This is a genomic window from Natronomonas moolapensis 8.8.11, assembly GCF_000591055.1.
Lineage (GTDB): Archaea > Halobacteriota > Halobacteria > Halobacteriales > Haloarculaceae > Natronomonas > Natronomonas moolapensis.
On the sequence record NC_020388.1, the window covers coordinates 2,158,423 to 2,179,558 of the forward strand.

Consider the following 21,136-nt stretch of genomic DNA (forward strand, 5'->3'; position numbering starts at 1 on the left):
CACCGTCGGGACCGATCGATTCAGGAGTAAAACAACGCCGGGCGACGCGTCTCCGATCCGGCCCCACGCGCGCCGTCGTACGCGTCGAAGGACTCGATCGAGGCCTCGCCCAGCAGGAGTTCGAGGATGTCGATCGCCGAGGCCCGGAGCAGGGGCCGGTTGTCGTTGCCGCAGTTCTCGTCGAACGTGCACGCCGGGCAACCGTTCGGCCGGCCACAGCGGCACTCGCGGAGCTGATCGCGGGCGCGGACCGCGAGCGACTCGAAGGACTCGTAGATCGCGCGGGCGAAACCGAGGCCGCCTTCGACCCCGTCATATATAAACCACCCCGAGGCGGGCGGGCCGTCGAGGCGGCCGCTCCGAGCGTCGATTTCGTGCTCGGCCGCCCGGAGCGATTCGGGGACCGAACCGGGGTCGGGGACCGAGTCACTCGCGGCGACGCGTCGGACCGCCTCCGAGCCGTCGGGGTCCCGGGCCGATCCAGCGCCGTCGGCGGCGTAGTGCGAGTCCAACACCAGCGTCGCCAGTCCGCCGAGGTCGCCCTTGTCGACGCGCAACTCCAGCGGCGCGGTCTGTATCGTAGCGTGTTCGGCGGCGTGCAGCCCGGCGACGTAGCCGAGATGCGGCGGGTCGGCCGCGTCGGCGTCGACGCCCGTCTCGACGCCGTAGTCGCGGTACGTCTCGACCAGCGTCCGCTCGATCGTTTTCGGGACCTCGACCCAGCAGAGCTGTGTCTCCATCGCGATCGGGTCCGTCCCGGTCGGGATCCCGGCATCGACGGTCTCGCTGTTGCCGATTGACACCCGATCGTAGGCGTCGTGGTGGACGAGCACCGTCCCGCGGCCGAAGTGGAGGTCGAACCCGTTGACCGTGCGTGATTCCTCGGCGTCGGCGTCGACGACGTTCACGTCGGTTCGGGTCCGGGTGTAGTAGTCGACGTCGACGGGCACGAGTTCGATCACCGGGGTCGGGCGCGACTCGTCGACGGCGACGACCTCGAACTGCTGGCCGCTGTGGAGCCGGACCGCCCCCTCGTGGTAGTCGCGGGCGGCGCGGTTCCGGTCGACCGGTTCGAGGTCTAACTCCTCGGGGAGGCCCCAGCGGTCGCGGTCGACGCCGTCGGCGAGCGTCAGCCGGTAGTCGGTCCCGTCCGTCCCGTAGACGTTCACGTCCGTCTGGGGTCGCGGCGGCCCGACGTAGTGGACGGCGGCTTCTCGATGACCCTCGAGTTTGCCGGCGCGGCGCCACATCTCGATCCCGGCCCGGAGCCGGTCGGCGTCAGCGAACGACCCGAAGTCGTCGGTCCCGAGCGCGATCTCGTCGGCCGCACACAGCAGGTGGCTGGCGAAGACGGCGTCGTTCGAGGTGTCGACGACCGCGTCCTCGACGTCGGACTCGAGGAGGTACTCGGGGTTCGAGACGACGTACTGATCCAGCGTCCGGTGGTCGGCGACCAACACGGCGAGGCTGCGGTCGGTCCCCCGTCCCGCCCGGCCGATCCGCTGACGGAAGGACTGCCGCTGGCCGGGATATCCCATCAACACCGTCGCCTCCAGAGAGCCGATGTCGATGCCGAGTTCGAGTGCCGAGGTCGTCGCGAGGCCGCACAACGCGTCGGTTTTGAACTCCGTCTCGCGCGCGTGTCGTGTCCGCTTCCCGAGGCCGGCGTGATAGGGCGCGATCCGCGCCGTCGCCGCCTCGCCGTAGGTTCGCGGGTTCGCCTGGACGTGGGCGTTCGCCCGCCGGACGCTCAACTCGGTGAGCTTGCGGCTCGGGCAAAACAGGAGCGTCCCGACGTCGTCGGCGAGGTGGCCGAACACCTTCGGCGCGTCGACGCTCGCGGGCACGCGGTCGGCGACGCCGTCGTCGACGCGCGATTCCACGTCTCTGTCGCCCGTCGAGGAGGCCTCTCCGGTCGTCGCCCCGTCGCCCGCCGGAGAGGCAGTTTCGCTCGACATCCCGTCCGAGCGCTCGCGCGGCGGCGGGTTCCAGAGGACGACGTCCCGGGCTCCCCGCGGCGAGCCGTCGTCGTCGACGACGGTCACGGGCGCGCCGAGCAGCGCCTCCGAGTGGGCCGCCGGGTTGCCGACCGTCGCCGACGCGAGCGCGTACGTCGGGTCGCCGCCCCAGTACTCGAGGACCCGTTCGAGCCGCCGGAGGATCCAGGCCGCGTGCATTCCCTGCACCCCGGTGTACGTGTGGGACTCGTCGACGGCGACCACCTCGAGGGCGCTGTAGAACCGGCTCCAGCGGTCGTGGTGCTCGAGGTAGACGTTCAGCGCCTGGACGTTCGTCAGGACGACGTCGGCGTCCTCGCGGATCGACCGCCGCTCGGCGGTCGGCGTGTCGCCGTCGTACACCCGCACGCGAATATCGAGCCCCAGTTCCTCGTACAGCGCGTCGAGCGCGTCGCGTTGGTCGTTGGTCAGCGCCTTCGTCGGGTAGAGACACAGCGCGGTCGCCCCCTCGTTGCGGTCCGCGGCCCGGGTTCCGTCGGGGGCGAGCACGCCGGCGTCGAGCAGCCGTCTGGCGATCTCGACGCCGTAGACGTGGGTCTTGCCGCTGGCCGTCGAGGTCGACACGCAGACGTGCTCGTCCGCCCGGAGCGCCCGCAGGGCGGCCGCCTGATGGCTGTACAGCTCGAAGGGGTACCGGTCCGCGAGGACCGAGTCCAAGACCGTCTCAGCCGGGACTGTTTCGGCTTCGCGGGCGGGGATAGTGAGGACGGACGCGGACGCCGAGTCCGGTCCGAGTCCGGCGCGCGGAAACGCTTCGAGCAGTCGGTCGCCGTCGGTCGGTCGTGTGTCGCTGTCGCGCATATCAGAACTCCGTCAGTCCGCTCTGTCGACCGCTCGCACCGCCCGACCCGCTGTCGGTCGTGTCCCGGCGGTCGGCGCTCTCGATCGCCTCGTAGACGTGCCAAAGCGCCTCGCAGTCGTCCCGGCAGTACCGCTCGTGCCGCGCCCAGTCGGGTTCGGCCGCCGGGTCGTCAGGTCGTCGCATGAAGCGTCGGTACGCGGCCGCGGTCCGGGCGCCGGAGAGTCCCCGTTCGCGCGGTTCGTAGCCCAGCGCCTCGGCGACGTCTCCGAGGCGGTTCGTCCGCCCGGGCAACAGCGCGTTGCCGTCTCGGACGGCCCATTCGTACAGGTCGTACCGCCGGACGTCGGTCCAGGCCTCGACGTAGTGGGGGTAGTGCCGGTGGAGGAAGCGCTCGATCTGTGGGTAGTCGAACCGGGTCCCGTTCCACGTCAGGAGCGCCCGGTCGGCGTGGGTTCCGAGCAGCCACTCCACGAAGCGGCCGAGGACGCCTGCGGCGTCGGCCGGGTCGGTGCGCTCGAGGAACGCCCGGTAGGTGTCCGCCGCGGGGTCATAGACCCCGAACTGCCAGATGATCGTCGGCGAGAGACCGTCGGTTTCGATATCGAGGCACAGCGGCGGCTGCCCCGACCGCGTCGGGGCGGGCGACTCGTTCGTCAGTTTGAGCGGCGCGCCGGTCTCGATCACCTCGGCGTGGGCGTGGAGGCGCTCGGCCGTGCGCCGGCCGATCCCCTCGATCGTCGCCAACTCGGCGACCGCGACGTCGCCGACGTCGGCCCTGGTTCGACAGCCGACGTCGGCCAGGCGTTCTTCCGTCGCCGCCCCGACGCCGTCGAGTGCCCGAAGCCCGAAGCGGTCGGCGGCGATGGCGTCTGCCGACGCGACCCCGTCCGGCCCGCAGACGACGTCGACGAACGCAGCCCCGCCCTCGCCGCCGGCCCCGAGGCCGACAACCGGAACGTCGACCGTCGGGGAGTCGGGAGCCGGGTCGGCTTCCGGGACGCTCGCGGGACTCCCCGACGCGGAGGCGTCGATCGGGAGCGTCCAGACGTGGTGATAGCCCGCGGGCTGGCCGCCGGCCAACACGGCAAGCGGGCCGTCGATCGAGGCGGCGATCGCGGCCACGTCGTCGGCAAACGGTAGGGTCGCACACAGCGAAGTGCGGTCGGCCTCGACGGAGAACTCCGGGACGAACAGGTACGTCGCGTCCGCGCCGGGCGCGATCGGGTCCGGGCGCCCCCGGAGGTCGGCGAGGACGGCCCCCGACTGGATCGCGAGGAGGGTCGGTGTTTCGGCTTCGCCGCCCTCGGCCGGCCGGAGGCCCCTCTGGCCCGGACCGTACCGGGACGCCCGCTCGCCGTTTCGGCCCAACTGCGGATGGATCGCCGGGACGGCGTCGAGTTCGGTCCGGACGGCGGCGTACCCGCGAGCGTTCCGATTCCCGGGCAGGAGTACCGCGTCAGGGTCGAAATACGAGGTCGCGTCGGCGAGCGTCGCGCCGGACAGCCGGTCGGCCGCGGCGGCGGGGACCGACAGCAACCGGACGGGCGACGCTCCGGACATCAGTGCTGTCGGTTTCGACGCCCGCGACGGAAATAAGTGTGTCCGCGCCGGCAGGGCCGCGGGGTCACTCGGCGAGCTGTTCGGCCAGACGGACGACGATCGGGACATCGGCGTCCTCGACGAAGCGGGCGCGTTCGGCCCCCGACTCGGCGTCCTCGACGACGACGGTCGGGATCAACTCGACGTTGTAGGCCTCGACCCCGGGGCCGACCTTCGAGCCGTCGTCGGCCTTCTCGACGGGGCGGTGTTCGACCGCTTCGACGCCGGCGGCCTCCATCGCCGCGCCGAAGTCCGGGAGCTGGGATCGGCAGTCGACGCACCAATCGCCACCCCAGACCTTCACGACGACGTCGTCGGCGACGGCCTCGAAAGCCGCGACGGCCTCATCGTAGGAGTCGGCGTCCCAGGCGGGGTTCGGACGGAGGGTTTCGAGTTCCATGCCGCCGCATTCGTCGCGTGTCCTCTTAAAAAGCGCGCTCGGCGGGACGCCGGGCGACACCGAAGGTACGCACCCGTCACTCGCCGGTGACGAGGAACGTCCGGCCGCCGCGGCGCTCGAAGTGGACGTCCTCCGCCACGGACGCACAGCCGTCGATCCGAGAAACGGGGAGGTCGCTGACCTCGAGCACGCGAGCGCCGATGCGGTCGTCGGGGCGGGGGCTTGATCGGGTGGACATATTCCACGTTACGGGCGTCGTCTGTAAATGCGCCAGCCATGCCCGGAGTGAAAGTGAAAGTGAAAATGATGGTGAAGCTGAACGCGAGAGTGAGGGTGAAACTGAAAATGAACCCGGAGAACGCCTACAACTCCGTGTCGACGCCGTCGGTCCGTTCGACGACGACGGCGCCGCTGGCGGCGTCGACGCGCATCGTCCGGCCACAACTGCCGCCGACCTCCTCGCCGACCAGTTCGATCCCACGGACGGCGAGCACCTCGCGGGCGGCCGCAACGTTCCGGTCGCCGATCGACGCCCCGCCGTCGGTGCCGAAATCGACGACCGCGGCGCCGCCAGTCACCTTCGCACGCAGCGACGACGGGTCCGCGCCCGCGTCGTCGAGCGCGTCGACGACCGAGTCGATCCCCGAGTCGACGAACCGGGCGGGCGGGCGGTCGTCGCCGTCTCGGCGGGGCAACATCGGATGGAGTAACGACCCGAGTCCTGCGTCGGGGTCGTAGATCGCGACCCCGAGACACGACCCGAGCCCGCTCGTCGTGATGGTGCCCGCGGAAGCGACGGCGAACTCCGCGATCGAGACCTTGATTCGTTCTCCTCCGGTTCCCCTGTCCCCACCCACGGTTCAGAACACCTCGTCCGGGTCGACGTGCGTTCTGTCGGCCCGTTCGACGAGGAGGCCGTCCAGCACCTCTCTGAGCTCGGCCTCGTCGGGTAGCGCGAACAGCTCACACCGGAAGACGCCGTCGCCGTCGGTTCGGATCGTCGAATCGAGCAGGAAGGCGTACTCCTGGGTTCGGGCCATCCGTCCGACGACCGGACTCATGATCGACGAACCCATATCGGAGACGAACGTCGGCGGCGAGTGGTCGATCGACGACTCGAGGACGTTCGCCCACCCGTCGATGAAGCCGCTGGTCATGATGTTGCCGAGTTCTTTCATGGCGCTCTGTTCCATCTCGGACCACTCGCCGTCCGTCTCCATCGGCACGAGCGCGTCGACGACGGCCTCCGCGGAGGGACGGTCGAAGAGGATGACGAGATACCCACTCGGCTTGCCCGTGTACTCCATGACCGTCCCGACGTAGCGTTGCTCGCCCACGGTCGCGGGCACTTCGTCGATCGGGACGAAGCGCATCCGGTTGACCTCGACGTCGGTCTCAAGTCCCGTCATCGTCGTGACGTTGTCGGCGGCGCGCTCGGCGCCGGATTTCGTCATCTCGTTGAACACCTCGAGCTTCTCGAAGGGGATGGCGTCGTCCGCCGTGGGGTCGAGCGCCTCGACGAGCGACTCGCGCTCGGGGACGAGCAGGATGTGGAAATCCAGCGACCCGGAGGCGGACTCGACGCTGCTCCGGAAGACGAACACCTGCTCGTCGGCGTCGGCCGTCCCCGCCGGCAGTACGTCGGTGCCCGCCCCCTGTATATACGTCGGCGTCGAGATATCGATAATCGCGTCGAGGTGGTCAGCCCACCCGTCAATGAAGCCGCTGGTCAGAATGTTGCCGACCTCCTCGATCGAACTCCGTCGCATCTCTGGGCCGGCGCCGGGCGCGAGCACGTCGGCGATGGTCTCTCTGGCCGCCTCGTCGAAGGTGAGCACTGTCTCGCCGTCGAGAGCGCCGTCCAACTCGATGCGGACCCCCGAGAAGTCCCCGCCGAGGTACTCGTACTCGAGGTCCGAGGGCGACATAAGCGAGACGTTCGTCACTTCGACGCGGGTGTCGATCCCCGTCAGCCCCGAGAGCGACTCGGCGGCCGACTGTGCGCCCTCGCGGGCGAGACGGCTGTACGTCTCCAGCGAATCGATGTCGATCTGCATCCTACCCGGCCACCACGTTCTCGATCTCCTCTAAGACGCTCGGCTTCTGGAAAGGCTTCGTGATGTACCCCTCCGCGCCGGCCTGGATTGCGTTCTTCATTTTCTGTTCTTGACCGACGCTGGTACACATAATCACCTTCGCGCCGGGGTCCGAATCGGTGATCTCGTCCGTCGCCTCGATGCCGTCCCTGATCGGCATCACGATGTCCATCATCACGAGGTCGGGGTCGTTCTCGTCGTACAGCTCGATGGCCTCGACGCCGTTTTCGGCCTCCCCGGCGATGGTGTACTCTTCCTCTAGGATCTCTCTGAGGAGGCTTCGCATGAACTCGGAGTCGTCCGCGATCAGGACATTCATTTCTACGCGGTGTTGGTCCAGCGAGTACGTCAACCCATGTTCGGGTTCAGCGCTCGAAACGGATCGGAAACGGTCGGGGTCCCCCGCCGTCCGCCCTACCTCCCGCCCGCTTCCTCGCGGATCGCGACGACCAGCTCCTCGATCGTGTCGGTGCGGTCGAGGTCGTGGGCGGACAAAAGCTTCGCGAGATTCGGCGTCTCCGCCGTCTCGAAGGTCGACTCCCGAAGCAGGATGTCGACGACCTCGTCCGGCGGCGTCCCGTCGGTGACGTGGCTGGCGTACCACCGCACCAGCCCCTCGAACGTCGAGATCACGTCGTCGGAGACCGTCCGGTGGCGGGCGGTGTCGCCCTCGAAGGAGGCGACGATGTCCAGCCCGTAGCGGGCGTTCGACCGCGAGAGCTCCTCGGCGAGCAGCGTCCGGGCCGTCTCGGGGCTCCGAGGGCGTTCGGGACCGTGACCCCTCGGCTCCGGATCGCGTCGGGTGCCTTCGGAGCCGTCGTCGCCACCCGTCGCCGAGTCGGGGACGTTCGGCGGGCCGCCCCCCGGCGAGACGACGTAGCGCCCCGAATCGTCCAACTCCTCGACGTACTCGCTGTCGGAGAGGTCGAGTTCCTCCGGGGAGAGCACCTTGCCCTCCTCGGCGTCGCCGCCGGTCGGCGGGTCGATACGGGCGTCGTCGTCTGAATCGGGATCTGGATCGTCGGGCATGGTTACGCGGTGAATCTGATGCTGTCCTCGTTCTCGCGGACGGAGACGGTGACGCGGGTGGGGCCGCTGGGCGCCGGACTGGGGGAGTCGACCGTCACCTCGACCACCGTCCCCGGCGGCCACCGATCGTTCTGCCCGTCAACTCGTGACACGGTGTCCGGGCTATTAAATGATCCCTCGATTAACACGTCGATCGACCCCACGTCCGGCGTCAGTTCGGTCCCGCCGGTGTTCTTGACGTAGAGGGTGAGTGCCCCCGTACCGGTGTAGATGGAGTCGGGACTCCCGGTGTCGCTGACGATCCGAATGTCGGTGTCGATGCGCTCCTCGACGTCCTCGTTTTGATTCACGATCGACGTGCTGACGCGGTCGACCTGCGTGACGAGCGTGCCCGCCACTCCTGCTGCCACGACGATGCTGGCGATGAAAATCACGAGGTGGGAGGCCGAGACGCTGCTCATGCCTGTTCACCCCCTCGGGCGAGGGTGGCGGTCGGCGTCGGTCGGTTCGTGTCGTGTCGTGTTCGGATCATGGGTGCTATACGCTGAATTCGATGGATCGTTCGGTGCCTTTCGTCGAGACGCTGAGGCGGTTGCCGCCGGCGTCGAGGCCACTATCCAACGCGACTGTTATTTCGAGGACTTCGCCTTCGGCCCAGACGTCCGCGCTGCCGTCGTCGTTCGCTACGGAGGTGATCGTCAGATCCGCAGCCGGGACGAACTGCCCATTTATAAGCACGTTGATGTCGTCCCCGGTCTGAAACAACGCGTTCGATCCGGTGTTCCTGACGTAGAACGTAACGGTGTCCGTACCGTCGTAGAAGTTCGACCCGCCGCCGTCGTTCAGGATCTCGAAGTCGGCGTCGATCGACTCGGTGATCGCGTCGCCTTTCGTCTCCGCGGAGTTCGAGATGTCCCCGACGGTCGCGACGAGCGTCCCGGCCACCCCCGCGGCGACGAGGATCGAGGCGATGAAGATCACCAGCGTGGAGGCCGAGACGCCGCTCATACTACCACGATTCCGTCGCTCACTGTCTCGGCGATGCCGTTCTCCGCCACGACCTTCACGCGATTAGGACCGGAGTAGTCTATCTCGATTGTGAGTGTCTGGCCGGGGAGCCAAAGCGCCGCAGTCGAGTCCCCGTCGACGTCGGTGCTCTGGATATCGGCATCGCGCTGGATCGTTCCGTCGACGAGCACGCTCGTCTCATTAACACCGAGGGTCGTACTGCCGGTGTTCCGTAATTCGAGCGTCAGTTCTGTGTTGTTGCTGTCGTACGTCGCCGACGTGATCTCGAACTCCGTGTTCAGCGCGTCGATTCCTCTATCGACTTGCTCGCCCTGCGAGTCGGCCAGCGCGCCCATGCTGCCGACCAGCGAGGGGACGGCGATGCCGGCGGCGACCATCACGCCGACGAAGACGATGGCCGCCGAGCCGCTGACGCTAAAGCCCACGTCGGCCACCCCAATTATAAAAGAGTCGTCGATCGACGGACGGGCGTCTGAGGGGCCCGGCGTCCGTCGGGGTGGTGTCGTCGAATCGGCTCATTCGAGTAGCGCGGAGCGCGGTACCTGCTGGTGGGCGACTGGCCTGCAGACCAGTCGCCGCACTCGTCGATTACTTCTCGCGTGTCGTACTAAATCGGGCAGTCGGTTTCAGCCCCCGAAACGACGGGGAATATCGGGGCGGTGGAGAGGCAGGGGAGTTATAAATAGGAGCGAGTCAGCGAGCGGCGGAGACGGCGTCTTCGAGGTCCTCGGCAGCGCCGTCGGGGAGCGTTCCGAAGCCCTCGCGCCAGTCCGTCCGGCGCTCCGCGACGAGTCGGTCGACGAGGTCGCTGAAGCTCTCGTCCTCGCGCTTGCGGGCCTTCAGTCGCTCGTGAACCGCCTCCCGCAGGCCGATCGTCTTCGTTCCCATACGTCGTGTTTGTGTGTATATATACAACTGCGTATTGCCGCGAGAGGTGACCTATCATTACATCTATTACAGCAGATTACATACCGACGAGTATGCCGATCGACATCGAACGCTTCGAGACCGATCCCGAGGAAGCGTTGAACGCTCGGGGTCGCACGAACGCGGCGGCGGTCCTCTCGTTTCTCGCCGCCTCCCCCGACCGAGCGTACACGCCAAAGGAAATTCACGAAGCGACTGGTCTCCCACGCGGGAGTGTCGGCGTCGTACTCTCTCGACTGGAAGACCGCGGGCTCGTCCGGCACCGAGGCGAATACTGGGCGGTCGCCGCCGACGAGGCCGTCGAAAAGACGCTCAGTTCGATGCGGGCAGCCCAGGCCGCGACCGATCGGTTCGGACCGGAGGATCCCGAGGAATGGGGACCGGGGGTCGAAGACGACGAGGAGACGTGAATGGCGGTCACGCAGGGGGACGTCTGGTGGGGGCCAGCACCGCGTAAAAATCAAAAAAGCGGGCGTCGAATCCCCAACCGACTCCAACGGAATCCCCAAGCACGCAAAGCGACTCATCGCGAAGATGACTGCCGACCGCGGTAAGACAACAAGTCATAATAACACCTCTAATCCAACTGCTCAGAGTCACGAAGCGCCCGCTGGATGGGGAGTAGGACAAGGCAACGGATACGTGGCGATGGGGCGTACTCAACTCAGTGAAGATAGCGGGTCAGACGACTATCCCGTGCAGGTGGCGGCCGATGGGGACCCCAGACGGTAAGAATAATCAACAAGACCATCGGGCAATGCAGCGCGCTAGGGCTGAACCGTGCTAAATCTAGTTCGTGATAAAGAAACTGCTGGTTTACGTCGAAAACACTTGAGACGTGGCTACAGGAACTAGGCAGCTCATCGACACGAAACTCTCCTAAGAGGGCGGTGTTCAGATACGGATGAAGGGTGAGGCGATACGTTTTTTGAGTGTCTATGCCAGAAAACGCCCGCCTCAACGACAATTTGGACGAGATCGACTTAGAGTTTGTTGAACGAGAAGCGACACCACGATTTCTGATGAAGCTTAGTATTCAGCTCCATCTCGCTGGATTATCACTTTCGAATACTGTTTCTATTCTTGAATTATTTGGTGTCAATCGTGCTCGGTCAACTGTGCATAATTGGGTTCAGAAAGCAGATCTACAGCCTGAGTCTGGTCAAAATCCGGATCACGTCGCCGTTGACGAGACGGTGATCCGGCTCAATGATAAACAATATTGGCTGTACGCGGCTGTCGATCCTGAAACAAACGAATTGCTATACACAACGCTTGAGCCAATCATAAAAAGCGTGATTGTTCACGCATTCTTTGCTGAACTCCGCGAGAAACACGACGTAGAACACGCCGTGTTTCTCATCGATGGCTCGCACTCATTGAAAGACGCTTGCCGCCGCCACAGCCTCGATTTCAGATATGAACGCCATGGAAATCGGAATAGCGTCGAACGTGTCTTTCGAGAGATAAAACGTAGAACTACCAGTTTTTCAAACTGTTTCAGCAACGCCGAAGCAGACACCGCCGACGATTGGCTTCGATCCTTCGCCTTCGCATAGAATCAGCTTATCTGAACACTACCCGACGACACGGACTCAATTTTAAGTACAAAAAACATAGAAATTGGAACAGCGCTGAATATGTCTTTTGAGAATAAAACGAAGAATTACCAGCTTCTCAAACTGTTTTAGCAACGCCAAAGCAGAAACTGCTGATGAGTGGCTCAGATCGTTTAGCTTCGCATGGAATCAGCTTATTTGAACACTACCGCACTAACGCTAGCAGTTTGTTTTTATCCGCGAAATGAAGGAGAGCAACGCATCTGAACTACTGTCTAATCAATAACTCATAAATAAAACCTGTCTCAAAGTTAACTTAATATAATTTATACGCTACAGTTGAATATCATCGCCGTTGCTGCCAATAAGCGGGTCATCTACGATAACTTCGTCAACCCTCTGAGTACCATCAGCAGTAATAAACCGGAACTGTGCTGATTGGCCCTCTCCAAGTACAGTATCCTGTGCTCCGTATATTCCATCAAAATTCCCGTCTCCGCCATCACCCTCAAGCCTGACAGTTAGCTCAACACGCTCGGAGGAGCTTTCAAGTAAAGTTGCGTCCCCTCCACCAGAGATCTCAGTAAGTTCTGTTGAGGCACCATCTGCTTCGACAGCTCCGTCTTCTATACTGGTCGTTATTGGTCCATTGGGGCCGACATATTCTAGTGTCGTATCAAGCAAATTGATACTATCAGATCCTGGTGCGAGGCTGAGTATAAATGTTACTTGATCTATACCAGTATTATCAGCATCAACTTGACCGGTTGTACTGATAATGTCAAGGTTGTTAGAGACTTGATCTGTACTTTCTTGACCGGTCGATTCAGCCTGTGTTTGCAGGAAGCCAGCGGTGTTGATCAGCACCCCGGCCGCGATCGCCGCCACCAACACGAGGGCGATGAACACAATGAGGGTACCGATTCCTACCTGACCGCGATCCTGCTTGTTGATTCTATCAAACATTATTATAACTCCGTTGAATCCGTAGCACTAAGTGGGTCATCAACATTTAACTCAACAACGGTTTCGCCACCACTAGGCAATGAAAGGATCACTGTTGCTGAATTTCCTGGATCCAGTGTTTCTCCACTGAGTCCATTTGATCCAGCAATATTTAATTCAAGTATCAATTCATTATTGCCGTCCCCGAGCGTGGTTGCTGTTACTCCTTCAGCGCCAACAGCAAATGAATCAACATCTCCGTCACCATCAACACCGCCTATATTAACAACATTTTCACCGACGTAGGTTATCGTTACCTGGTTCAGATTAACTGGATCGGATCCAGGAGCGAGACCAAGGGTTAATCGAACTCTATCAATACTATTTGTATCAATGCTTCCAACAGCAGATGTAACTTGTAGGTTATTTGATACTTGATCTGTACTTTCTTGACCGGTCGATTCAGCCTGTGTTTGCAGGAACCCGGCAGTGTTGATCAGCACCCCAGCCGCGATCGCCGCCACCAGCACGAGGGCGATGAACACGATGAGGGTGCCGATCCCCACCTGACCGCGATCCTGCTTGTTGATTCTATCAAACATTGTTATAGTGTGATTGCCTGAGTGCCTGCTTCGGCGTCAATTCCATTGAGTGGATCAGGTACGTTGACTTCAATAGCTGTCTGACCGCCATCGACAGTTGTAATTAAAAGAGAGACAGAGTCACCAGCCGACAGCGCTCCATCAGTTGTAGTAGTAAGGTCAATTGTTAATCTACTAACATCACTGTTCTGATCAAGGATTGTATTACCACTACTACCTTGAACCTCTAAATACCCGCTAATTTCTGGATTTGTTTCAGCCCCGCTAAACGAGTCAGAGGCTGAATTGATGTATTCATAAGTAAAATCTGTAAGGTCGACAGGATCCGAACCAGGGCCAAGTGAAATAATAAATTGTAATTCTTGTAAATCTTCGCCACTATTAGTACTAACGCCTACCACTTGGCTCACTTGGATATTGTTAGAGACTTGATCCGTACTTTCTTGACCGGTCGATTCAGCCTGCGTTTGCAGGAACCCGGCGGTGTTGATCAACACCCCAGCCGCGATCGCCGCCACCAGCACGAGGGCGATGAAGACGATGAGGGTACCGATCCCCACCTGACCGCGATCCTGCGTTTCTGTGTCTGTGTCGAACATGCGTTCTATTGCACGCCCGCCGACCCCCCCTCGCTGGGGATGCGCCTCGGACGTTATCGGGTCGTACTCCCCAAACCCCCCTAAAAGCGCGAGCGAACTCCACCCGCGTATCCCGACGCGAATTGGGAACTAAGGCGAACGCAGAGGTTAAATAGGAGGACGGAAGTAGCTCGGGAGTTCCGGCCCGACGCGCTGGCGAGTTTATAAGAGGTCGCCGGGAGCGACGACGGCGATCCGACGCCCTGGGACTCGGCGGAAGGTCCTTCAGAAGCGACGGTGTAGCTCGAAGCGTTATGTCCGACGACCGCGTCATCGAGTTGCTCCGGACGGCCTATGGCGACGAGATCGAGACCGTGATGAACTACCAGACGAACGCGATCGTCCTCGACGGCGTCCGCGCCGAGGAGATCAAAGAGAGCCTCAAGGCGGACATCCAAGAGGAGCTGACCCACGCCGAGCAGTTGGGCCAGCGGCTCAAACAGCTCGGCGCGCGCCCGCCGGGGTCGACGGAGTTCGTCGCCCGCCAGGAGTCCCTGCAGCCGCCCGAGGACTCGACGGACGTCCTCGCGGTCATCCGGGGCGTTCTGGAGGCCGAGGAGGACGCCATCGCCACCTACCGCGAGCTCGTCGACGCCGCCGAGGAAGCGGGCGACCCCGTCACCGAGGACCTCGCCGTGACGATCCTCGCCGACGAGGAGGCCCACCGCACCGAGTTCCGGGGCTTCGAGAAGGAGTACTGATACCGGCGGACGAACGCACACGACACCGACGCAGGAGTGACCCGCCGGTCGCGCCGTCGAGCGGCGTGCGCCCCGTGCGTCGTGTGTCCGTTCGTTTGGCTGCCAGTATGACGCCCGCAGACCTGTCTTTCGGCTGCTGGGTGTAACTTGGAGATTCCGAGTAATACATGGCGATACGAGTAGCTACCACCTCGAAAGCCCTCGGGCTCTCGGCTCCCGCGGCTCGTTGTCGTTCGAAAGAGCGCTCCGCGCTCTTTCGTGATGACGAAAGACGCCGCCGGCGTCTTTCGAACCACGCGCGTTCGCTCGCTGACGCTCGCTCACGTGCTTGCGTCGCCGGGGGTCGCCGAGACCCCTCGCCCTTTCAGTCCGCCAGGACGTGACTGGTTGGCCGGCAAAATTCAAGTGTCTGCTCGGCGGGTATTTAACTACTTCCCGCTGGACTATTTAAATAGGAGCACGGACCACCGGCCGCCTCACCCCACCAGCGCCGCGAGCAGGACCTTGTCGAGTTCGAACAGGAGGGCGACGCCGGTCGCGACGAGGGCGTACCCGCTGAGCCGCCGGACCACCGAGGGCCGATCGAGCGACGTGACGTAGCCCGTGAGCGTCTCGCCCGCGCGACGGCCGCCGTAGGCGACGACGAGCAGCGGTCCCGAGAAGCCGACGCCGTAGGCGAAAAGCAGGGTCGCACTGCCGGTGACGTCCCCGGAGGCGCCGACGTACGCGAGCACGCTGCCGAGGATCGGGCCGACGCAGGGCAGCCAGATGATCCCGAGAAAGAGCCCGAGGACGAACCCCCCGACGAGGGGGTGATGCGCGCGCTCGACGGCCGTGGTGAACTGCGTCACGGGAGCGGTGAGCCGCGACGTGGCGGTCGTGTAGGCCTCGTGGAGGTCGTCGTCGGCCAGCACCGCGCCGAAGGCGATGATCGCGAGGACAAAGGGCAGCCGGAACGTCTCGGGGGTGACCGACCCGACGGCGGCCGTCGAGACTCCGAGGCCGGTAAACGAGAGAATGCTCCCGGCGACGATGGCGATCGGCCGGAGGCGGTGGCCGGCGCTGCCGGCTAAAAGCGGCGGGAGCATCGGGAGACAACACGGCGTCAGGGCGGTCAGGACTCCGGCGAGGAGCACCGCGGCGACGCCCGGCGTTTCGAGCATGTAGTGTGGTTTCGATATCGAACTGAAGAACGTGACGGTTGCTCGCGATATCGCGGGGGCGACCGCGAGTGCGATCAGAAGGCTACGATCGCAGGGTCACTCCTCGGCCGGGTCGACCGTTTCGTTTCGGAGCGGTTGGTCGTACCGTCCGACGTCGTCGGGGATGTCGGACTCGTTGAGCGGTTGGGTCCCCGTCGGCATGTCGGCAAGCATGAGCTTCTTTTTCATCGGGTTCATCTCGTATCCGAGCCGTTCTTGGGTCCGGTTGTAATAGATGCCTTCGTCGGGCGTCCCGTCCGGGAAGTCCTTTGACTTCTCGGGGAACTCGGGGCGGTCGTGGGCGTTCATGAACCCGGCGATGTCGTGGACGTCCTCCCAGTCGGTCACGTCGTGGGCGTAGCCGTACGGCATCGCCTCGCGGATGTAGGACGCCGAGGTGTACATCCGACCCATCCCGGCGCCGTCGTTGAACGAGCGGGGGCCCCAGAGGGGCGGGTAGACGACGCTGCCGTCGTCGTCGACTTCGCCCTGGCCGTCGGCGCCGTGACAGGACGCACAGTTCTCGAGGTACAACTCGGCGCCGCGGACCGGGTTGACCTCCTCGACCGGCACCTTCTCGTCGCCGGTCGGCTTGTTCAGGTGCGACCAGTATGGCTGGCCCTTGGTCGGGACGCCCTCGCTGAGCCACATCATGTACGCCTCCATGGCCTGTATCTCGCGGCTGTCGTAGTCCGGCGCGCCCTCCTCGGACCCCGGCGAGTTCATGCTCCGCTGGAAGCACCCGATCAGGCGCTGTCGGGTGTCGCGCATCCGGTTCCGCCGGCCCGTCCACTCCGGTAAGTCCGCGCTGGTGCCGACGAGCGGGATCAGGTTGATGTCCTGACCGACCATCCCGACCGTGGCGACCGACTGGCCGCCGCCGTGACAGCTGGCACACGAGAGTTCGTTCCCGACGTGTTCGGGCATCTCCTCGGAGGTGTTCGCCATGAGGGTCCGCCCGTACATGATGAGTTCGCGCTCGTTTTCGTTGTCGGGGAGCGTCGACTCGTTCATCTCCTTCGGGACGAAGTTGATTTCGTCGCCCGCGGTCGCATTCCGATACCGCAACTCGTCTTTGGCCTCACCCTCCCGGAGGTCGCCGTCTATGACTTCCCGGTTCGGCATGTTGGCCGGAACCTCGGCGGGCTCGGTCGCGTCGACGTCGGGTTGGGGGGTCTCGACGGTCCCGTCGTCGGCTTCACCGCCGTCGCCGGCACCCGGTAGCCCGGTACACCCCGCCAGAACGACCATCGCGAGCGTCCCGACGAGAAGCAATACCCTGCGATCCATTCCTATCGGTGCCTCCATCGACGTGTCCGTCTGCGCACTCGATGCATCATGCAGTTGTGCAGATAGTGCACACACAAAAAGTTTTGCATGATCGACCCCACGGATGGCGATGGAGTTAATTATCCGGATACTATCAATACGACGTACCACTCGAACAGATGAATCCACGAAAGCTATTCACACTCACGCTTTTGTTCACGGCGCTCGGCATCGGCTACTACTCGATGAACGCGGCACCCGTGCTGAGCGACGAGTCCTATTCGTATCACGGTGACACCGCCTGGGGAACCGACGTCGACGAGGCGCTCGACACGGCCGCCGCCGAGGACAAGCCCGTCCTCGTGTACTTCTGGACGACGTGGTGTACGTACTGCGAGGAGTACAACACGAACGCGTACACGGATCCCGGCGTGCTCGACCGACTCGAGGAGTTCGTTCTGCTCGCGGTAAATCTCGACGACGGCAGCGAGTCGGCGGAGCAACTCCAGGCCGAGTACAACGCGAACTACCCGCCACAGCACGTCGCGATCACACCGGGGGGCGACGTCCTCGTCGAAATCAACGGCTACGCCGAGCCGGACGGGTTCGCGACCTATCTCGATGACGCCCGAGCGGCGTGGGAACGCCGATGATCGGCACCGCGTTGCTCGTCTGTGCGCTCGCCTCGGGGCTCGCCGCGACCGGACTCTTGCTCCGGGGGTATCTCCGCCGTGACGACAGCTACGACGCCGCCGTCACGCCGCTCATCGCAGTTAATGCAGTCTCTCTGACACTATCGCTCGCGTACCTCACCTATCTGTTCGTCGTTACGGACTATACAATCGCGTACGTCTATGACAACACCGCAGACTATATTCCGCTCCTCTATCGGGTTACGGGCGTCTACGCCGGCAACGAGGGGTCGGTGCTGTTGTGGGCGGCCCTGGCCGCCGTCGTCGCTCTCTGGGCGGCGCTCCTCCGCGGGTTCGAGACCCCCAACGGCAAACTCGTCCAGGCGATCACGGTCGGCGTCGTGACGTACTTCGCCGGGATGTTAGTCGTCGACAGCCCATTCACCCCGCTCGGAGAGGCCCTCCCGGAGATGGGCAGCGGAGCCGTCCCGCTCGACGGGACGGGGCTCAACCCGCTGTTGATCGATCCCTACATGGCGATCCACCCGCCGATGATGTTCGTCGCGTACGGGCTGTTGACGATGCCGTTCGCAATCGGCGTCACCCACTTCGTCTCGACGCTCCGCGGTGACGGCGGCGTCTTCGGGGCGTGGATCGGCAGCATCACGCGCTGGGTTCGCATCTCGTGGCTGTTTCTGACGACCGCGATCGTCCTCGGCTCGCTTTGGTCGTACCGCGTGCTCGGGTGGGGCGGCATCTGGGCGTGGGATCCCGTCGAAACCGCGGTGTTGATCCCGTGGATATTCCTCACCGCGACGCTGCACGCCGTAATCAATTACCGGTCGCAGTCGACGTACGCGACGCTCGCCCCGGCGATGACGTCGGCGACGCTCGCGCTCATCGTCTACGCGACCGCCATCGTCAGAAGCGGCGTCTTCCGCAGCGTCCACTCCTTTGCCAACGACGGGATCGGATCCGCGCTCTTGATTCTGCTCGCCGCGACGCTCGTCCTCGGCGTCGGCTTGCCGCTCGGCTACTGGCTGGTTCGGGAACCGGCGGAGTCAAGCGCCGGAACGAAGCGGTGGCTCACGCGCTCGAACGTCCTCCATCTGGCCGTTCTCGGCATCGGCCTCCTCGGATTCATCTCGGTGTGGGGCCTCACGTTCCCGGTTCTCAGCAACTACACCACCGGCGTCGAGGTCGAGTTGACCAGTATGTACTACAACCTCTGGAGCTATGCGATCCTCGTCGCGATCCTCCTGACGCTCGGCTTCTACATGGACTACGACGTCGAAGGGCGACGGCGCGCGCTGGCCTCGCTCGGCGTCTTCGGCGCCGCGACGGTCGTGGCCGCGTTGATCGCACCGAGCGCGACGTGGACGCTCGCCGAGACCAATCCGGGTGACGTCATGTTCTATCGACTCTTGGGGAGCGCGAGCGTGCTCTCGATCGTCCCGCCGGCGGCGTACGTCTGTCTCACCGTGATCAAGCGCGCGCTCGAGTTGATCCCCGGATCGCCGAACCGACACTTCCAACTCAAACAGACCGGCATCACGATGGTCCACGTCGGCCTCGTGCTGCTCGTCGTTTCGGTCTCGTTTTCGTATCTGTTCGTCACCGAATCGTCGGTGATCATAGACAACGCCGAACGGGAGGCGGCCCTCGAGGCGCCGCCGGTCCACGACGTCCCCGAATCGGCGTACGCCGTCGAGGTGACCGACTACGACGAGTATCAGCGACCCGCCTCCCCGGACATCGAGAACGTCGCGCTCTCGGTCGGGCAGGTGACCGACCGGGGACGGTCGATACACGAGACGGTCCAGCCGGTCTACGGGACCGTCACGCAGGTCAACCGGGGGCCGGAGGCGACGATCGTCCAACTCGACGGCTCGCCGATCTGGATCGGTATCGTCGGGGAGGGCCACGAGACGGTCGAGGTCTCCGAGGGCCAGCGCCTGGTCGGCGTCGGCTACGTCATGTGGGACTACCTCCCCGAAACGCCCCAGACCGACGCCGTCGTCGTCGCCGAACCCGGAAACGTCGGCCCGACGACGGACCCGCCGGCCTCGATCGATCAGACGCGCGTGCTCGGAAGCAGCGTCGGCCTCACCGTCTACGAGGGCGGCGAGCGGATCGCGAACGGCGACGCGGGCCAGGAGCGCTACGTCCAACAAAGCGACATGGAGGTCCGGGACGTCTTCGTCGACCGGGGCGTGGCCCACGACACCTACGTCATCGCGGCGGTCGACGACGGCACCGCCTCCCTGACAGTCCGGCGAATCCCGCTCATGAACCTCATGCGCATCAGCGCTCTGACGCTCCTTTCGGGGATGGCTCTCGTGTTGCTGTTCGACCCCGCGTACGGCCTCGTCCCGCGGTTCAGCTACCGTTCGCGGGGCGTCGAGGCGAGTTCCGATTGATCCGCGTCCGTTCCAACCGCATTCATAACCCATGACACACCGACCTACGTCCGTACTACTCGTTTCGCTCACGCTCGCGCTGTTCGCCGCGCTCGCACTGACGGCCGGCGTCGGCGCCGCGGCGTCGACCACCGGCTCCGTCACCGTCGAGAACGGCTCGGCAGACGGCTACAACGTCACCGTCGCCGCCCTCGACCCGTCGAACGAGCCGATCGTCGACCCGGTCGAGACGACCGTCGAAAACGGGACGTTCAGCTACGAGCCGGTCGACAACGCGACGTCGTACTTCCTCCGACTGGAATCGGAGGACGCGGTGTACTACAATCTCGCCGATCCCGGCGAGGACCCGGCGTTCGTTCTGGACCGACGCGTCACCGGGACCGTCGTCGACGAGTCCGGCACACCCGTTCCGAACGCCACCGTCGAGGTGGTGAGCCAACACGGCCCCCAGGTGAATCAGGTGCCGGTGTCGGCGGACGGGACCTTCGAGATCGAACCGCTGCAACCCGACCGAACGTATACCCTCCGGATCCGGGCCGACGGCGCGGTCTATGAGGACGTCGTCTCGACGGACGCACCGACGACGGAGATCGACGTGGAACTACCGGCCCCGATCGCCGATCCGGGGGCGCTCGAACTCAGCGGCGGGCGGCCGGTGAATCACCTCATGCGGGTCGGCCCGACGGAGAGCGGGGACGGGCTGTTCGTCATCGAGATACTCTCGGTTCGGAACGGCGTTGACCGGCCGTTCGTGGGGGCCGTCGACTTCGCGGTCCCCTCGAACGCCAAGGTCGTCTCGGGGATGGTGCAAAACGAGCGCGTCGACGCCGCCGCCGAGAACGGGACCGTAGGGGTCGAGGCGTCGATCAAATCGGGCGAGACGGTCCAGGTGGCGGCGATCTACCGGATCGACGAGCACACGCTCGAGAAGCCGGTCGGCTACGACGTCGACGAGTTCGCCGTCATGCTCGAGGAGTACGACCTGTCGCAGGCCGAGTTCTCGAACAACCTCGTCGAGGCGGAGACGGGAATGGACGTGCCGATGGTGACGAACACCGCCCCGCTCGGCGCTACCGACCGGATCTCGGTGCAGGTGTCCGGCCCGCCGGCGGGCACCGGAAACGCCTCGACACCCGCCGGGCAGTCGACGCCGGGGGCCGGATCGGAATCTGGGGCGGGCGGGCTCCCCGTCCTGCCGCTGGGCGTGGCCTTCGTGGGGACGGTCGCCGGCGGGATCGCGGTGTATCGATACGTCTAGCCCCGAGCCG

General features: G+C 64.2%; 23 protein-coding genes and 1 pseudogene. 7 read left to right on the plus strand and 17 right to left on the minus strand.

The features are described 5' to 3' along the window. Positions 1-20: 20 nt before the first annotated feature. From NMLP_RS10425 to NMLP_RS10475, 12 genes are all read right to left on the minus strand, one after another. Complete coding sequence (locus NMLP_RS10425) at positions 21-2,819, minus strand: DEAD/DEAH box helicase (protein WP_015410076.1); 2,799 nt, start codon at positions 2,817-2,819, stop codon at positions 21-23. A 1-nt stretch (position 2,820) separates the two neighbouring features. Next, a complete protein-coding gene (locus tag NMLP_RS10430; RefSeq protein WP_015410077.1) occupies positions 2,821-4,380 on the minus strand; it encodes a ribonuclease H-like domain-containing protein in 1,560 nt (519 codons plus the stop codon). A 64-nt stretch (positions 4,381-4,444) separates the two neighbouring features. Then, a complete protein-coding gene (locus NMLP_RS10435) occupies positions 4,445-4,819 on the minus strand; it encodes a hypothetical protein (protein ID WP_015410078.1) in 375 nt (124 codons plus the stop codon). A 76-nt stretch (positions 4,820-4,895) separates the two neighbouring features. After that, entirely contained in the window at positions 4,896-5,057 is a 162-nt protein-coding gene (locus tag NMLP_RS15465; protein ID WP_160169595.1) for a hypothetical protein, read from the minus strand. 124 nt (positions 5,058-5,181) lie between these two features. Further along, complete coding sequence (locus tag NMLP_RS10440; RefSeq protein WP_015410079.1) at positions 5,182-5,676, minus strand: taxis cluster protein CheD; 495 nt, start codon at positions 5,674-5,676, stop codon at positions 5,182-5,184. A 3-nt stretch (positions 5,677-5,679) separates the two neighbouring features. After that, positions 5,680-6,876, minus strand: coding sequence for a chemotaxis protein CheC (locus NMLP_RS10445; protein ID WP_015410080.1), 1,197 nt, complete (start codon positions 6,874-6,876; stop codon positions 5,680-5,682). A gap of 1 nt (position 6,877) precedes the next feature. Beyond that, positions 6,878-7,234, minus strand: coding sequence for a chemotaxis protein CheY (cheY, locus tag NMLP_RS10450; RefSeq protein ID WP_015410081.1), 357 nt, complete (start codon positions 7,232-7,234; stop codon positions 6,878-6,880). 95 nt (positions 7,235-7,329) lie between these two features. Then, positions 7,330-7,944 (minus strand): DUF7500 family protein, encoded by a 615-nt coding sequence (locus tag NMLP_RS10455; RefSeq protein WP_015410082.1) that lies wholly within the window; start codon positions 7,942-7,944, stop codon positions 7,330-7,332. Positions 7,945-7,946: 2 nt separating this feature from the next. After that, positions 7,947-8,405 (minus strand): fla cluster protein FlaG, encoded by a 459-nt coding sequence (locus NMLP_RS10460; RefSeq protein WP_015410083.1) that lies wholly within the window; start codon positions 8,403-8,405, stop codon positions 7,947-7,949. A 76-nt stretch (positions 8,406-8,481) separates the two neighbouring features. Next, positions 8,482-8,952 (minus strand): fla cluster protein FlaG, encoded by a 471-nt coding sequence (locus tag NMLP_RS10465; RefSeq protein ID WP_015410084.1) that lies wholly within the window; start codon positions 8,950-8,952, stop codon positions 8,482-8,484. After that, positions 8,949-9,407: a hypothetical protein gene (locus NMLP_RS10470; protein ID WP_049926452.1), complete on the minus strand. Its 459-nt coding sequence runs from the start codon at positions 9,405-9,407 to the stop codon at positions 8,949-8,951. Before NMLP_RS10470 ends, NMLP_RS10465 begins: the two co-directional genes overlap by 4 nt. Before the next feature lie 259 nt (positions 9,408-9,666). Further along, on the minus strand, positions 9,667-9,861 hold the full coding sequence (locus NMLP_RS10475; protein WP_015410086.1) for an antitoxin VapB family protein: 195 nt from the start codon (positions 9,859-9,861) through the stop codon (positions 9,667-9,669). A 92-nt stretch (positions 9,862-9,953) separates the two neighbouring features. Here NMLP_RS10475 and NMLP_RS10480 point away from each other — a divergent pair, with 92 nt between their 5' ends. The 3 genes and pseudogenes from NMLP_RS10480 to NMLP_RS16285 all read left to right on the plus strand — a co-directional run. Next, positions 9,954-10,310: a MarR family transcriptional regulator gene (locus NMLP_RS10480; protein WP_015410087.1), complete on the plus strand. Its 357-nt coding sequence runs from the start codon at positions 9,954-9,956 to the stop codon at positions 10,308-10,310. Between the two features lie 528 nt (positions 10,311-10,838). Beyond that, positions 10,839-11,459 carry an IS6 family transposase gene (locus tag NMLP_RS14540; protein ID WP_015410088.1) on the plus strand — a complete coding sequence of 207 codons (621 nt, stop codon included), beginning with the start codon at positions 10,839-10,841 and terminating at the stop codon, positions 11,457-11,459. A gap of 23 nt (positions 11,460-11,482) precedes the next feature. Then, positions 11,483-11,661 (plus strand): annotated as a pseudogene (locus NMLP_RS16285) (IS6 family transposase); the annotation flags it as partial. A gap of 131 nt (positions 11,662-11,792) precedes the next feature. Here NMLP_RS16285 and NMLP_RS14545 read toward each other — a convergent pair. From NMLP_RS14545 to NMLP_RS14555, 3 genes are read right to left on the minus strand one after another with little or no spacing between them, the layout of a single operon-like run. Further along, positions 11,793-12,425, minus strand: coding sequence for an archaellin/type IV pilin N-terminal domain-containing protein (locus NMLP_RS14545; RefSeq protein WP_015410089.1), 633 nt, complete (start codon positions 12,423-12,425; stop codon positions 11,793-11,795). A gap of 2 nt (positions 12,426-12,427) precedes the next feature. Beyond that, positions 12,428-13,006 (minus strand): archaellin/type IV pilin N-terminal domain-containing protein, encoded by a 579-nt coding sequence (locus tag NMLP_RS14550; RefSeq protein WP_015410090.1) that lies wholly within the window; start codon positions 13,004-13,006, stop codon positions 12,428-12,430. Positions 13,007-13,008: 2 nt separating this feature from the next. Further along, entirely contained in the window at positions 13,009-13,605 is a 597-nt protein-coding gene (locus tag NMLP_RS14555) for an archaellin/type IV pilin N-terminal domain-containing protein (RefSeq protein ID WP_015410091.1), read from the minus strand. A 293-nt stretch (positions 13,606-13,898) separates the two neighbouring features. Here NMLP_RS14555 and NMLP_RS10485 point away from each other — a divergent pair, with 293 nt between their 5' ends. Further along, positions 13,899-14,345 (plus strand): DUF892 family protein, encoded by a 447-nt coding sequence (locus NMLP_RS10485; protein WP_015410092.1) that lies wholly within the window; start codon positions 13,899-13,901, stop codon positions 14,343-14,345. Between the two features lie 476 nt (positions 14,346-14,821). Here the strand turns inward: NMLP_RS10485 and NMLP_RS10490 are convergent, their stop codons facing one another. Both NMLP_RS10490 and NMLP_RS10495 read right to left on the minus strand, forming a co-directional pair. Next, positions 14,822-15,508: a cytochrome c biogenesis CcdA family protein gene (locus NMLP_RS10490; RefSeq protein WP_015410093.1), complete on the minus strand. Its 687-nt coding sequence runs from the start codon at positions 15,506-15,508 to the stop codon at positions 14,822-14,824. A 96-nt stretch (positions 15,509-15,604) separates the two neighbouring features. Beyond that, positions 15,605-16,837, minus strand: coding sequence for a c-type cytochrome (locus tag NMLP_RS10495; RefSeq protein ID WP_015410094.1), 1,233 nt, complete (start codon positions 16,835-16,837; stop codon positions 15,605-15,607). 158 nt (positions 16,838-16,995) lie between these two features. Between NMLP_RS10495 and NMLP_RS10500 the strand changes: the two genes are divergently transcribed. From NMLP_RS10500 to NMLP_RS10510, 3 genes are read left to right on the plus strand one after another with little or no spacing between them, the layout of a single operon-like run. Next, entirely contained in the window at positions 16,996-17,469 is a 474-nt protein-coding gene (locus NMLP_RS10500) for a thioredoxin family protein (protein ID WP_015410095.1), read from the plus strand. After that, positions 17,466-19,868, plus strand: a complete 2,403-nt coding sequence (ccsA, locus tag NMLP_RS10505; RefSeq protein ID WP_015410096.1) for a cytochrome c biogenesis protein CcsA — start codon at positions 17,466-17,468, stop codon at positions 19,866-19,868. The genes NMLP_RS10500 and ccsA overlap by 4 nt, the downstream gene beginning before the upstream one ends. 31 nt (positions 19,869-19,899) lie before the next feature. Then, complete coding sequence (locus NMLP_RS10510) at positions 19,900-21,126, plus strand: carboxypeptidase-like regulatory domain-containing protein (protein WP_015410097.1); 1,227 nt, start codon at positions 19,900-19,902, stop codon at positions 21,124-21,126. The last annotated feature ends 10 nt before the right edge of the window (positions 21,127-21,136 follow it).

Bases quoted from the DNA above. Each gene is read 5' to 3' on its own strand.
- NMLP_RS14545 (WP_015410089.1), bottom strand. From the start codon at position 12,425: ATGTTTGATAGAATCAACAAGCAGGATCGCGGTCAGGTAGGAATCGGT.
- NMLP_RS10500 (WP_015410095.1), top strand. From the start codon at position 16,996: ATGAATCCACGAAAGCTATTCACACTCACGCTTTTGTTCACGGCGCTC.
- NMLP_RS10510 (WP_015410097.1), top strand. From the start codon at position 19,900: ATGACACACCGACCTACGTCCGTACTACTCGTTTCGCTCACGCTCGCG.
- NMLP_RS14540 (WP_015410088.1), top strand. From the start codon at position 10,839: ATGCCAGAAAACGCCCGCCTCAACGACAATTTGGACGAGATCGACTTA.
- NMLP_RS10445 (WP_015410080.1), bottom strand. From the start codon at position 6,876: ATGCAGATCGACATCGATTCGCTGGAGACGTACAGCCGTCTCGCCCGC.
- NMLP_RS10475 (WP_015410086.1), bottom strand. From the start codon at position 9,861: ATGGGAACGAAGACGATCGGCCTGCGGGAGGCGGTTCACGAGCGACTG.
- NMLP_RS15465 (WP_160169595.1), bottom strand. From the start codon at position 5,057: ATGTCCACCCGATCAAGCCCCCGCCCCGACGACCGCATCGGCGCTCGC.
- cheY (WP_015410081.1), bottom strand. From the start codon at position 7,234: ATGAATGTCCTGATCGCGGACGACTCCGAGTTCATGCGAAGCCTCCTC.
- NMLP_RS10490 (WP_015410093.1), bottom strand. From the start codon at position 15,508: ATGCTCGAAACGCCGGGCGTCGCCGCGGTGCTCCTCGCCGGAGTCCTG.
- ccsA (WP_015410096.1), top strand. From the start codon at position 17,466: ATGATCGGCACCGCGTTGCTCGTCTGTGCGCTCGCCTCGGGGCTCGCC.
- NMLP_RS14550 (WP_015410090.1), bottom strand. From the start codon at position 13,006: ATGTTTGATAGAATCAACAAGCAGGATCGCGGTCAGGTGGGGATCGGC.
- NMLP_RS10495 (WP_015410094.1), bottom strand. From the start codon at position 16,837: ATGGATCGCAGGGTATTGCTTCTCGTCGGGACGCTCGCGATGGTCGTT.
- NMLP_RS10425 (WP_015410076.1), bottom strand. From the start codon at position 2,819: ATGCGCGACAGCGACACACGACCGACCGACGGCGACCGACTGCTCGAA.
- NMLP_RS10460 (WP_015410083.1), bottom strand. From the start codon at position 8,405: ATGAGCAGCGTCTCGGCCTCCCACCTCGTGATTTTCATCGCCAGCATC.
- NMLP_RS10435 (WP_015410078.1), bottom strand. From the start codon at position 4,819: ATGGAACTCGAAACCCTCCGTCCGAACCCCGCCTGGGACGCCGACTCC.
- NMLP_RS10465 (WP_015410084.1), bottom strand. From the start codon at position 8,952: ATGAGCGGCGTCTCGGCCTCCACGCTGGTGATCTTCATCGCCTCGATC.
- NMLP_RS10480 (WP_015410087.1), top strand. From the start codon at position 9,954: ATGCCGATCGACATCGAACGCTTCGAGACCGATCCCGAGGAAGCGTTG.
- NMLP_RS14555 (WP_015410091.1), bottom strand. From the start codon at position 13,605: ATGTTCGACACAGACACAGAAACGCAGGATCGCGGTCAGGTGGGGATC.
- NMLP_RS10455 (WP_015410082.1), bottom strand. From the start codon at position 7,944: ATGCCCGACGATCCAGATCCCGATTCAGACGACGACGCCCGTATCGAC.
- NMLP_RS10485 (WP_015410092.1), top strand. From the start codon at position 13,899: ATGTCCGACGACCGCGTCATCGAGTTGCTCCGGACGGCCTATGGCGAC.
- NMLP_RS10430 (WP_015410077.1), bottom strand. From the start codon at position 4,380: ATGTCCGGAGCGTCGCCCGTCCGGTTGCTGTCGGTCCCCGCCGCCGCG.